The 12,229-nt window shown below is 46.3% G+C and carries 12 protein-coding genes; 4 read left to right on the forward strand and 8 right to left on the reverse strand.

The window, feature by feature from the left end:
• Positions 1-308 precede the first annotated feature (308 nt).
• A complete protein-coding gene (locus DLD82_RS09450) occupies positions 309-2,144 on the forward strand; it encodes a NosD domain-containing protein (RefSeq protein ID WP_109940875.1) in 1,836 nt (611 codons plus the stop codon).
• A 15-nt stretch (positions 2,145-2,159) separates the two neighbouring features.
• Here the strand turns inward: DLD82_RS09450 and DLD82_RS09455 are convergent, their stop codons facing one another.
• The 6 genes from DLD82_RS09455 to DLD82_RS09480 form a co-directional block, all read right to left on the reverse strand.
• Entirely contained in the window at positions 2,160-2,765 is a 606-nt protein-coding gene (locus DLD82_RS09455) for an FKBP-type peptidyl-prolyl cis-trans isomerase (protein WP_146199748.1), read from the reverse strand.
• Positions 2,766-2,832: 67 nt separating this feature from the next.
• Positions 2,833-3,978, reverse strand: coding sequence for a sugar-specific transcriptional regulator TrmB (locus tag DLD82_RS09460; protein WP_245920411.1), 1,146 nt, complete (start codon positions 3,976-3,978; stop codon positions 2,833-2,835).
• Complete coding sequence (locus tag DLD82_RS09465) at positions 3,911-4,903, reverse strand: homoserine dehydrogenase (RefSeq protein WP_109940878.1); 993 nt, start codon at positions 4,901-4,903, stop codon at positions 3,911-3,913. Before DLD82_RS09465 ends, DLD82_RS09460 begins: the two co-directional genes overlap by 68 nt.
• 1 nt (position 4,904) lies before the next feature.
• Positions 4,905-5,402, reverse strand: a complete 498-nt coding sequence (locus tag DLD82_RS09470) for an ACT domain-containing protein (RefSeq protein ID WP_245920412.1) — start codon at positions 5,400-5,402, stop codon at positions 4,905-4,907.
• Between the two features lie 39 nt (positions 5,403-5,441).
• Positions 5,442-6,386, reverse strand: coding sequence for a PEGA domain-containing protein (locus DLD82_RS09475; RefSeq protein ID WP_109940879.1), 945 nt, complete (start codon positions 6,384-6,386; stop codon positions 5,442-5,444).
• A 90-nt stretch (positions 6,387-6,476) separates the two neighbouring features.
• Entirely contained in the window at positions 6,477-7,043 is a 567-nt protein-coding gene (locus DLD82_RS09480; protein WP_109940880.1) for a DJ-1/PfpI family protein, read from the reverse strand.
• An 87-nt stretch (positions 7,044-7,130) separates the two neighbouring features.
• Here DLD82_RS09480 and DLD82_RS09485 point away from each other — a divergent pair, with 87 nt between their 5' ends.
• Together DLD82_RS09485 and DLD82_RS09490 are read left to right on the forward strand one after the other, a co-directional pair.
• Positions 7,131-8,087 carry an EF-Tu/IF-2/RF-3 family GTPase gene (locus DLD82_RS09485; protein WP_109940881.1) on the forward strand — a complete coding sequence of 319 codons (957 nt, stop codon included), beginning with the start codon at positions 7,131-7,133 and terminating at the stop codon, positions 8,085-8,087.
• A gap of 15 nt (positions 8,088-8,102) precedes the next feature.
• Positions 8,103-9,914, forward strand: a complete 1,812-nt coding sequence (locus tag DLD82_RS09490; protein WP_109940882.1) for a YgiQ family radical SAM protein — start codon at positions 8,103-8,105, stop codon at positions 9,912-9,914.
• Here the strand turns inward: DLD82_RS09490 and DLD82_RS09495 are convergent.
• Positions 9,909-10,379, reverse strand: coding sequence for a carboxymuconolactone decarboxylase family protein (locus DLD82_RS09495; RefSeq protein WP_109940883.1), 471 nt, complete (start codon positions 10,377-10,379; stop codon positions 9,909-9,911). The two genes, DLD82_RS09490 and DLD82_RS09495, sit on opposite strands and share 6 nt — an antisense overlap.
• Positions 10,380-10,483: 104 nt before the next feature.
• Here DLD82_RS09495 and DLD82_RS09500 point away from each other — a divergent pair, with 104 nt between their 5' ends.
• Complete coding sequence (locus DLD82_RS09500; protein WP_109940884.1) at positions 10,484-11,353, forward strand: hypothetical protein; 870 nt, start codon at positions 10,484-10,486, stop codon at positions 11,351-11,353.
• A gap of 3 nt (positions 11,354-11,356) precedes the next feature.
• On the opposite strand, the gene DLD82_RS09505 is transcribed toward DLD82_RS09500, so the two are convergent.
• A complete protein-coding gene (locus tag DLD82_RS09505; RefSeq protein ID WP_181391357.1) occupies positions 11,357-12,205 on the reverse strand; it encodes a PEGA domain-containing protein in 849 nt (282 codons plus the stop codon).
• Positions 12,206-12,229 lie beyond the last annotated feature (24 nt).

The following is a 12,229-nucleotide window of genomic DNA, read 5'->3' on the forward strand; positions in this document are numbered from 1 at the left end:
CGGTGTTCCCGGCTGTCCTTTACAGCCGGGGGTGGGGCAGGTTGTAGCATCAACCATTCCTCCCATTTTCATATATCTGGAAGAATCCCCCCCCATAGAAATAGTAATTATCACTCTCAACAAAAATTCAAAACAGACGCACTTCGTTTTTAATAAAAAAGTTACTTTTATACGATTTGAACAAAATTTCTAGAATCACCCTCCTCGCATTTTAGAATATCAGATCTTGCATCATCACGTTTTTTATTTACAGAAATCAATAACTCTCCTATCGCTGGTGATGGGTAAAAAATGTGTGGGGGTTTGTGATGCAATACAGGAGAGTTATATTTTCATATCTGCCGGTGAATAAAGGAAATTACAGGGTACTGGCATTTTTTTTTCTTATTTTCGTTACAGCCGGATTGGTAATTCTGCCAGTATCGGCAGATGAACAGGATAAAGACAATCTTGATTCAGGTCCGGATGTTGCAATACTGGATGCAACGGTAAAAATGGATATCTCTTCCTTTGAAGAGATCCCTCTTGGCACCATTCCGGACGAGCGACTGGTTGTAACCATAACTGTGAAGAATACAGGTAACCGTGAAGCACCCGGATATAAACTCAGGTCATTTCTGGTCAGGGTTGGCAGGGAAGATGAAATCGGCACTCAGCTTGGTGGGGAGATAACTGATGTGAGGCTTGGAGCAGGAGAAACCCGGACCTATTCCAAAACCTCGACATTACCAACCCATTTAAAAAAGGGCCAGTACCGGGTGATGGTCATCCTTGATACCAGTAACTACTTTATTGAGCCTGATACTGACAACAACAGATTACTCAGTCAGAATACCATCTCACCCGGAAGTTTTTCCGGAGCAGAAGGTTCTATTCCGGTCTATTCACCGGTTGAAATTACCGAACCCGGATATTATACCCTGAAACGGGATATTGACGGGGGTAATGCGGTAAATATCTTCAAAATTAAAAGTTCGGGAGTCACCTTTGATGGTGGTGGTAACACCATTCGCGGCCTTTCATCCGGTTTTACCACTGGTGTTTACGTTGACGGAGGAGCAGCAGTCCGGGATGTTGTCATCAAAAACCTGGTTTTGGAGAATATGGATGCCGGGGTATGGCTGTATAAATCAAGCAATGGAAAAGTTGAGAACTGTGTATTCCGGAATACCGTGAACATGGGCCTCCGGCTTGACCAGTCTCACCAGAATGAAATCTCCGGGAACACCTTTGAACATAATTCCATGGGCCTTGGTGTCTTTGAGTCAAAAGACAATATCATCTATAATAATCTCTTTAAAAATGAGCACAATGCAGTAGCAAATGACAATCTGAAAAACCAATGGAACACCGATCTTAAAAGTGGAACCAATATCATCGGGGGAAGCATGATTGGAGGAAATGCATGGTTTGATGAATCAGGCGAGGCTGGCTTTTCTGTGATGACCCAGGATTACACCAATGACGGGATATCTGACTCTCCCTATTCGATAAACCAGAATAACATAGATCTTCATCCCCTTACCATTTCAACAGTGAAATCTGCCCTTGTGCCTACACTGCAGCCCCAGGAAACACCTGATGAAGTCATGAATGAATCCTTGGTCCCTGAAGAGGAACTAAAGTGGAAAGAATCATCAGCACCGGTAAATATAACGAAGCAGCCTGAACCACAACCAACTGAGAATATGACTGAGCCCTCTCCTGAAATTCCGGTAGATGATCAGGGCACCGATCAGGATATCACTCCGACTCAGGAAGAAACCACCCTTTCACCATATGCTGATATTGGAGTAAAGAAAATTTCAGGACCTGAATCTGTATGTGCCGGGTATGAATTCAACCTCACGGCAATCATTGAAAATTCCGGAGGGTATGATGCTGATAGATTTCAGGTCCGGTATTATCTGACTGAAGACAAAAAAGTCAGTCCGGACGATACTCTGCTTGGGGAGAGAACGATGAAGGACCTTCTTTCAGGTAGTGAAAAAGAAATACGCGAATCATTTATGATCCCTGAACTCATCGGACTAAAAAACTACTACATTGCCGTTATCGTCAACACCGATAACTCTGTTTTCGAAGATAAAAAAGTAAACAATACCGGGTACTCATCCGAACGGATGGCTATCCGGAAATGTTAATTTTTTGAAAAAAATTTATTCTTCTTCAATGGTCACCGGAGTAATATTTCTCACGGTAACCTCAAAGGTGAGTGATTTGCCTGCCAGGGGACTGTTCAGATCAAATGTCACATTTGTCACATTCATGTCCATAATGGTTGCCTGGAAGAGGTTTCCGCCATCAAAGAGTGTTACACGGTCACCGATTGTTGCATTCTCACCAGCTGGTATAAACTCAATTGGCATTGAGACAATCTGTGCCGGGTCGTACTCTCCATATCCCTCTTCGGGAGTCAGAGTGAACTTTTTGGTCTCGCCGACTTTCATGCAATGAAGTGCAGAATCAAACCCGGGGATTGCACTACCTGAACCAAGAATCAAGCTGAAGGGTTTTCCACCTTTATAGGAACTGTCAAATTCGGTTCCGTTATCAAAGGTTCCGACATAGTCAACCTCAACAATGTCTCCGTCATTGGCACCATCGACGCAGGTGACTGTTTCTTTTTCAGTGGTTACAATCGTGGCATTCTGAGTAGGTTCAGTTCCCGTGCACCCGCACATGAATGCTGCAGTGACAAGAAGAATAGCGCCGATAATACCAAGGCAGGTACTACAGCTGCTGATAGTGAAACGATTCTCCATTCTCAGTTCTAGGAGAATGAGGGGGAAAAACTTCTCTGACAAATCCAGTCATTACCGGAAAACCTGATCAGAATGCAGGAGTTATCATCTGGTCTGCAGGTTCATGAGCAAGACCGATTGCAGCAAGAGAACCAATTATTCCAGTTCCTCCGGCAGTATAAATGCCACAGTCCCTGGCGCAGGCGCGCGCTTCATCACAACTCACCTGGGCTGTTCTGGCCTTGATTCCAAACCCGTGTAGGGAATCAGGAATAATAAATCCTTTGTGGATGGCAATTCCCCAACAATCCGAAATGCTTTCATCACTGATAAATCTGACCGCAGCCTTTCTGATAAGTTCAACCCTATCCGGCACAACGGCAAGTTCAATGGCACTGCAGGAATTCCCTGCGGTTTTTTCCGGAAGATCCTGCCATAGCATGGCAATATGATGACCTATCGGGAATGTTCCGTGTAGTTCGGAGAGATAATCAAGAAGAGATATCGCAAGAGCAAATGTTGCCCCTTCTTCAAGACTGTCAGTATTGTCAATTCCGATGATGATGTGTTCAAGGGCCTGTGTCCTGATACATCCCTCTGTTGAATGCTCATGGCGGACGGTATCTACTTTTAGCACCCCTTCTGCTCTTCCCATCATACCGGTGAGAGAGTGTGCCGGACCCCCGAGAGATCTGATTCTCTGGACAATTTCATCCCCCTCACGCCAGACTCCGGTAATCGCCACTGCAGGTTCAGGCCAGAGCCCGACGGTATTATCAAATGTACCCATCCGGATAAATTCACGCAAAATAGTCCCTTCACGGATGACCCGTATCGATGGGTGGGATTTAGCATGGTGACGTCCGCAAAATGCCGCACAGGCACTGGACAGACATTCATGCACTATCTCTACCATGTCCCCGTCTACCGCAGTGAAAATCTTCCTACAGGCTGTCCGGGGGATTGCACTAACTGCTGCATACCTGCTTGGTGCCCTTCCATGCGGGTGTTTCATCACCGTAAGGCACCCTTCATCCGCCAGCCGGGAGATCCAGTCACGGGCTGTACTCCGGGGTATTCCGGCTACCTGTGCAAGTTCCTCTACAGTAAACGAGCCCTTTCGGAGGGTAAGTTTACGCATTAGCTGCAGATAGGAACGCCGGCGCTCAATTACCCCCTGCATACCTGTCCCGAATTGAAAGGATATCTCCCAGAACAGCACTTGCAGTTTCAAGGGAACCTGCACCTTTTCCTGAAAAGACCAGGTCTCCTGCTAAATCTGTCCGGAGAATGATGGCATTGAGTGATCCATGAACAACCAGTGGATGATGCCGGGGAATAATCCTGGGTGAGAGCCTGAAGAGGTTTTTTTCCGGAATAATCTCACCAATCAGTCGTATTGTGGCATCCTGTTCTTCTGCGAGCCTGATGGCTTCTTCAGTAAGAAGGTCAATACCGGTAATGTCAATGTCATCGAGAGAAATACGACGGTTCCATACCGTATTTGCAAGGATGACCAGTTTTATTGCTGCATCAATTCCCTTCACATCATATGTGGGATCTGCTTCGGCATACCCGAGAGCCCGTGCTTCATCCAGTGCCTGTTTATATGAAAGCCCTTCTTCGGCCATCCGTGTCAGGATATAGTTGCAGGTCCCGTTCAGCACCCCGTAGAGAGCACGGACTTCATTACCGCCAAGTGATTCGTGAAGGGTGTGAAGAATCGGAATTGCTCCGGCTACGGTTGCTTCAAACCTGAATAATACCCCTGCTTTATCTGCCTCCTGTTTCAGTTCATGGTAATGCAGGGCAACAGGGCCCTTGTTTGAAGTAACCACGTGGCATTTACGTGACAGAGCTGTCCGGATATATCCGGTTGCAGGTTCCCCGGTTGAAGCATCGGTCGGAGACACTTCAACCAGAACATCATATGGTGCTTTTTTCACCACATCATCTGCAGATATACCAGTTTCTCCGCATAATCCTGTTTTTTTCTTCCGTTCAAGAAGAGAGGATGGGGAAATTCCTTCAGGGGAGATCATTCCTGACCTGGAATCTGCAACACCGGTCAGAACCAGTCCAAGTTCTTTCCTGGACATTGCTTCCAGAATGCCTCTTCCTACTGCGCCGGTCCCGATAAGTGCAATACGAAAAACCATGTCAGAACTCCAGCGGTTCTATCATCAGGATCTCTTTTTGCTTTGATACATCCCGAAGTATCTCAATGGCCTTGTCCATATGCTCCCTGCTTAACGCCTTTATGGTACATTTTGCAGAACTTCGTTCCTGTATTGCAGGCATTGCAAGGCTCATTTTTGTAACCTCTGCAAAACCGGTTTTGTCAATCCGGTCCACCGTATCTCCAAGGTTTGTATGGATAAGATGGCCTATGAGGATGACCGACTGCTGGTAATGCATCCGTTCCTCGCCAAACCTGATAACGGTGATACCTCTCTCCTTGAAGAGGTTTAAAAGGGCAGATAGCCGTTCCTTGGGAATTTCAATGACAACTTCCACCCCGAGCGATCCCTTGTCAGATGAAAAATCATGTTCATGGATGACGGTCTTGATATTACCTCCTACATCGGAGATGGGCATCAGTGCTGCTACCAGCTGTCCGGGAGTATCCCGGATCTCAAGTTTCATCGAGACCTGCATATGTGTCCTCCAGCATTAACTGTAAATCTCTGCATTTTTTCACCGGTATGGCGTGTCTCTGTCGGTAATAATCACCGAAAGGGAAAATCCGTCCCCAAACGGATGTTCATCATACAGCGTCGTAATCTGATGAGATCCTGTCTCATTCCCCGTCGTTTCATTCCCATAAATATCCACTGAAACACCTGCCCTGCTTAAGGAATAAACCGGATCTCCGAGAGGTGTGAACTCATCATCCCCAAAACTGGTATTACTATAGACATTAAGGCCGGTTGCACTCTGAATTCCTGCATTTGCCAGATGAATACCTGCAGGGGGAAGAGAGAAGCTAAATGATGTCTGCTGCATTGGTGCAATGAACACTTCCATTGTCTGGTTCTGATAGCCGGGTTTTCCTATTTCAAGAATGTGAGGTCCGGTTTCAATTCCGTTCATTACAAAGGGAGTAACTCCGATGAGCTCCCCATCAAGCATAACAAGCGCCTTGTCCGGGTCACCAGTAAGCATCAGGCCTCCGGTAGTCCGGGAGGGATTTGTATTTGATTCAGATACACCTGCGTTATGGACCGGAATAACCTCGCTAACCGATCCGTTATAGTTAGCATTCCCCTGATATTCTACCCGGATATATTCTGCCGGAGTATGATTCCCCCTGAAAAATTCATATCTGCCTGACTGGTCTGTCGGGACTGTTGCTACCCTTTCAAAAGGAAAGCCGGGGTTCCCATCGGGTGATGACTCAAGGCTGACACGTTTATTTCCTAAAGGAATATTATTGATATCAGTCAGTGTTCCTGTGACGGTAAATGAAACCCCCTCCGGAGGGGCATCAGGAAGTACTGAAACAGACAGTCGGGTATCTACCTTCTCCCCTACCACACCTGACACGGAAAAGGCCATAACCAGCGAAAAAAAGAGGATGATCTGGAAAAAACAGCCCCTGCATCTGTTCTTCCCTGTTTTTCTTCCCACATCTGTTTTCATGAATTATTGCATTATTTCGTGGGAATAATCTTCAACATACCGTGCGGGGATCATGGTGTTATTCCGATGTAACCTGATCAAAAAAACAGATTAAAATGCAAATCCTGCTTTGCTACTGGTTGGAACAAATTCAGGATCGCTTTTTTCGTACTTGATGAGAACTGCTGCAAACTCTTCAGCCGCTTCAAATCCGGATGCTGTAACGATTTTATCTTTGTATACAACCGGCTTGTTCTGAATAATCGCATCTTCCTTCATCATTTCCCTAACTGTCTGACCGGGCGCAACGGTTGCGATTTTCTTTTTCAGAATTCCTGCTTTTGCAATTACAATCGGAGCATTGTCGATACCGGCAACCACTTTTTCTTTTGCATTGAAGATCTGGATGAGTTCAATGAGATGACGATTATTCCAGAGATGTACCTGGGTTCCCGGCCCCCCTACAATCATGAGCGCATAATAATCACTCACGCCGGAAAGCAGAACATCCTCAAAAGTCCGGTTTACTTTTGCTTTTTTCCCTAAAACCCCCATGACAACCCCTGTGTGCGTCGATGCAAGTTCATACGTCACCCCGGCCTCCTGAAATTTTTTAACCGGTATCAGGAGCTCCTCATCTCTGAATTTTTCAGGAGGAATCGCGATGAGTACCTTCATATCATTATCACTGTAATCAGATGCATATTAACCATATGGAATCATGGGTCTGAAACTATCAAATTCACAAACAACTCTTAGATAGTGATGCCAAATCTAAATATTGCCTTTCTCGGACCTGAGGACCTGGTAAAGGAACTGGGAAAAAAAGGCACCTCTACAGATATTTCTTTTTATAATCTGAAAAAAGGGGATAGTACACTCACGGTTATTGAGCCATCCCGATATCCTGAAAAACTCTCCTCCCTTTATTATGCCACTTCTCTTGCAGATCTTGCAATCCTTGTCATTGATGAACTGAGCGCGAAACTGGGTGAGACCATTCTCATGCTGAATGCTGCAAAAATATCTGAAGGTATCCTGATTCTCCGGAATTATATTGATAAAGGACAGATTGCTCCCCTTATCAGGGGAACTGTACTTGAGCAGTACGAGGTCCTCTCTGATGATCCGGTACAGCTGCGCGAATGGCTCTGGGCACGGGTAGCCGGACAAAAGCCAAAGAAGACAGAGGGAAAGGGCATCGTTCCTATTGATCATCATTTCAACGTAAAGGGAATCGGAACGGTAATTCTCGGATGCGTGCAGGAGGGGACTATCCACCGCCATGACCAGGTTACGGTTCATCCTCTTGGAAAGCAGATCCAAATCCGTTCCATTCAGATGCATGATGATGATGCTGAAGAAGCAAAGGCAGGTGACCGGGTGGGACTTGCACTCAAAGGGATTGAGTCAGATGATCTTGACCGCGGATATGTGTTGTCATCAGATCCCCGAATAATATCCTCGCTGAAAGTCTCCGGCAAAGCAGATATAATCAAGTACTGGCCTGAACCCCTGAAAAATCAAATGGTTCTCTATGCTGGTCACTGGATGCAGTTTATCCCTTGCAGGGTGACTGCTGTCAGTGATAACGGGGATTTTCGAAAACCTGAACTGACATTGGAATTTGAGCGTGAACTGATTTACCTCCCAGGTTCCTCTATCATTCTCCATTATCTGGAGAGTGAAAAACTCCGGATTGTCGGAACTATCACGGTATAATACTATAATACGTCCATGGAAAAAACCCGGCAACCACCATTTTTACCCATAAGCAGGACCGAACTTGCGGCCTTACACATAGAAAAACCTGATATCATCATTGTTTCAGGAGATGCCTATGTTGATCATCCCTCATTTGCCGCCGCACTTCTTGGAAGAGTGCTCTATGATGCAGGTTTCACGGTTGCAATAATTCCCCAGCCTTCTCTTAAAAACCCGGAATCCCTCATTAGTATGGGCCCTCCCCGCCTTTTTTATGCCATATCCGGCGGAAGCGTAGACTCCATGGTGAGTAATTACACTCCTGCCCGAAAACGGAGATCTGAAGATGCATACTCGCCCGGTGGAAAAGGTGCAAGACCTGACCGGGCGGTCCTGGTATACACAGACCTCGTGCACCGGTTATTCCCTGATATTCCTATTGTAATCGGGGGGATTGAGGCATCACTTCGCAGGTTTGCCCATTATGATTACTGGTCTGACCGGATTCGGCAGTCAATCCTGGCGGATGCACCGGCAGATATTCTGGTCTACGGGATGGGCGATCTTGCATTATGTGCCATTGCTGCAAAACTCGATGACGGGATAAATATTCACGAAATTCGTGATATTCCGGGAACTGTGTGGAAAATTTCTCCAAAAGAGTTCAGGGAGATCTCCATTCCGGGTTCGATTGAAATTCCTCCTTTTCTATCTGTCCGGGATAATAAAGAGGATTTTTGCAAAGGCCACAATATCATCTCTGAAAACCAGGATCCGGTGTCCGGAAAAACGCTCATCCAGAGGCATCCAAAGACTATCATCATTCAAAATCCTCCGGCAAGGCCACTTACTACTCAGGAAATGGACCGGATATACGGTCTTCCTTTCAGACGCCGTGAGCATCCTTCATATACTCTCCCGGTCCCGGCTCTATCGCCGGTCCGGTTTTCTGTTACCTCTCACCGGGGTTGCTATGGTGACTGTCATTTTTGTGCAATCTCGATGCACCAGGGAAAAATCATTCAGAGCAGGAGTAAGGAATCAATACTGGAAGAGATCAGATCCCTTACACAGGTCAAAGGTTTTTCCGGAACAATCAGCGATGTAGGCGGGCCCAGTGCCAACATGTACGGTGATTTTTGTAAGTCCTGGGAGACGAAGGGAATCTGCAGGGATAATGATTGTATTACCTGTAAGGCGCTGATACATAGCATCTCCTCGTATCTTGATCTCCTTGACGAAGCAGAAGCGATTTCACGAGTAAAACATGTATTCATCGGATCAGGGATCCGGTATGATCTCATCCCGCTTGATTTGGATGTCATGGCACGGATATCCTCCCATATTTCCGGGCACATGAAAGTTGCCCCGGAGCATATTGTCCCTTCTGTTACTGGGTACATGAATAAACCTGATGGTGAGGTCTTTGAAAAATTCAGAGAGTTATTTGAAAGATCGCAGAAAGGGAAAACGCGACGGCAGTATCTGGTGCCCTACCTGATATCCGGTCATCCCGGATGCACGATTAGCGATATGATTTCACTGGCTGAGTATCTGCGTGACACCAGATTATACCCGGAACAAGTCCAGGATTTTACCCCGACACCCCTGACGACGTCAACCTGCATGTATGCAACCGGACTTGACCCACGCTCGGGAAAACCTGTTCATGTTCCAAAAGATGATGAAAAAAAGATCCAACGGGCGATGCTTCGCTGGAAAGAGCCGGACAACTACTCTTATGTAAAAGAAGGACTACAGGTTGCAGGAAGAGAGGATCTTATCGGTCAGAGTGCTGACTGTCTGATTGGTTCCAGAATCCGGAAAAAACATGAAAAATCATGAAAAATCCTCATCGTCTCTTCTGGTCGGTTCAGGAATTTTCATCCCGCAACTGATACATTCTTCTATGGTGTCCGAGTATGTCCGATATGCATCTGCAAGAACAGTCGACTGGGATGTAAGACCTGCGATGAGGATGGCCTCAAGTATTTCATCCGGATTTGCACCTTTTTTGAGTGCAGCCTGAACATGGTAATCAGTGCAGTGATTACACTGAAGTGCAGCAGATACTGCAAGACTTATCAGTTCTACAATTTTCGGTTCAAGTGTTCCGGTTTTCAGAACTGAATTTTTATACAAAAGATGCGAGACCAGGACTTCCGGTCGTTCGGCCATCCGTTCAAAAATCAGTGGAGCTCTACCATAATCCTTGCGTATTGCTTCAACCCAGTCTTTTGCAGTATCAGCAGTTCCACGCTCTATTACCTCCCTGACAATATTTTCAAATCCATTCCTTGGTTTTCCCATAGAGCAATCCTACACAATATTTCGCGTGCACGATGGTCAAACTTACCGGTTCATGACTTCCGGCAGGATAATCCTTTCATTGGATAAAGTGGATCCTTAGTATTATGGATGGAAAGAGAAGTGTCATTCTTCTGGCACTGGTTGTCACAGGATTTCTCCTGCTGGCCGGATGCACCAGTACATCACCTGAAGATACAGCTGTTGCGCCTGTTACAACAACCATGCCTACAAACCTTCCACCGACACTGGAAAGCACACATGAACCGGTGCAGGTTCAGGAACCAGATATTGGACCGTCTAATTTTGACGGTTCTGTCGTCCTGCCTCCGGATGATCTGACTATTTCGGTATCTGCACAAAAGGATCCGGTTTATAACCAGATTACGGTGGTATTTGATGGTGGCAAAGGACAGCAGCTTGTCAGGGATATCACCGTCAGGGTAACTACTTCTGATGGCATGGTTTCTGAACAGCCACTGGATGTAAAACGGGGAAGTGAAGCAGTATTTTCCGGAACCAAAGGAAATGACCGGGTCCAGGTGGCGGTGAATTATAAAAACGGAGAATCATATCTCATCTTCGATCAGATTGTGGGTCAGATAAGAGCTCCTGAAATGACAGAGACTCCGACACCTGCCCCGGTGCCGGAATCTCAAGAAGGAGGAAAATATGACGGACCGGTTACTCAGCCACCAAAAAACCTCCTGGTATCTGTTGATGTTGACAAAGATCCGGTTTACCGTGTTATCACCGCAACATTCAGAGGCGGTCATGGACAGACCCTGGTTAAGATGATTGAGGTTCATGCTCTTCTTTCTGATGGCAGTGAAGTGACCGAGGAACTGAGTAATAACATCGGAGGCGAAGCAGAAATACAGGGAACTAACGGAAATGACAAGGTTCAGGTTGTTGTCTTCTATAAGAATGGTGAGCAGTATAAAATTAGTGAGAAAGTATTCGGCCCTCGAGGCTGAATCTCATCTCTTTTTTTGAAACAGAACAAGAGCAGATAAGGCTGCTCCGATACTCAGTAAACCAGCAGATGCCTGGGTAGGTTCAGGCTGTGGAGTACTTTCAGGAGTCTGCGGTATTGGCTCCGGAGTGCTTGTCACCAGGGCAGTCAGGGTTCCTGATACCGAGACGTTTTCTCCTGCAATGATTGACGTTTCAGCGCTGAAGTCCTGGTAACCGGGAAGGGAAATTGTTACCTGCACCTTACCTGCCGGAAGATCCGGGATGGTGACCGGAGTTATCCCGACAGGAGCACCATTCATCTGGACATTTGCTCCGGACGGCTGTGAAGTTACCTGCATAGGGCCGGTTGTAACCGGAGTCAGGGAAACCCTCACCTTGGTGTTCATATTTGCTTCAACAAAAACCCGGTCTACCCAGTCCTTATATCCGGGCAGAGAAACCTGCACGATCTGGTATCCTGCTGGAATGTCTCGTAATGTGAAGATACCTGATTGATCCACAGTGCCGGCAAATGTCCCTTCAACAAACACCTGTCCACCGGGGGGACTGATTGCAAGTGATACAGTCCCGATACTTTGTGGAGGAAGAAGGGTAAGAATTCCCCTGTATACATTACTTTTTCCAGGTTTTGGTGCCTGCAATATGGTCTCATTATAGGTTGAATATCCGGGCGCTTCAATCCTGAGAAGATGATAAACCGGTTTGTTGCTTGTTTCTGCCGGAACCATCAGACTGCCTTTCTCAATCGAACCGGCAAACACATCATCAAAATAAACCGAAGCATTCTCCACATTAGATCGAATTTCATAATTTGCAACTTCTGCCTGCGTTTCTCCTGACACCGGGAACATAATGGCCCCTGAAAGGAAAATTCC

The sequence above is a fragment of the Methanospirillum stamsii genome (genome assembly GCF_003173335.1).
Taxonomy (GTDB): Archaea; Halobacteriota; Methanomicrobia; order Methanomicrobiales; family Methanospirillaceae; genus Methanospirillum; species Methanospirillum stamsii.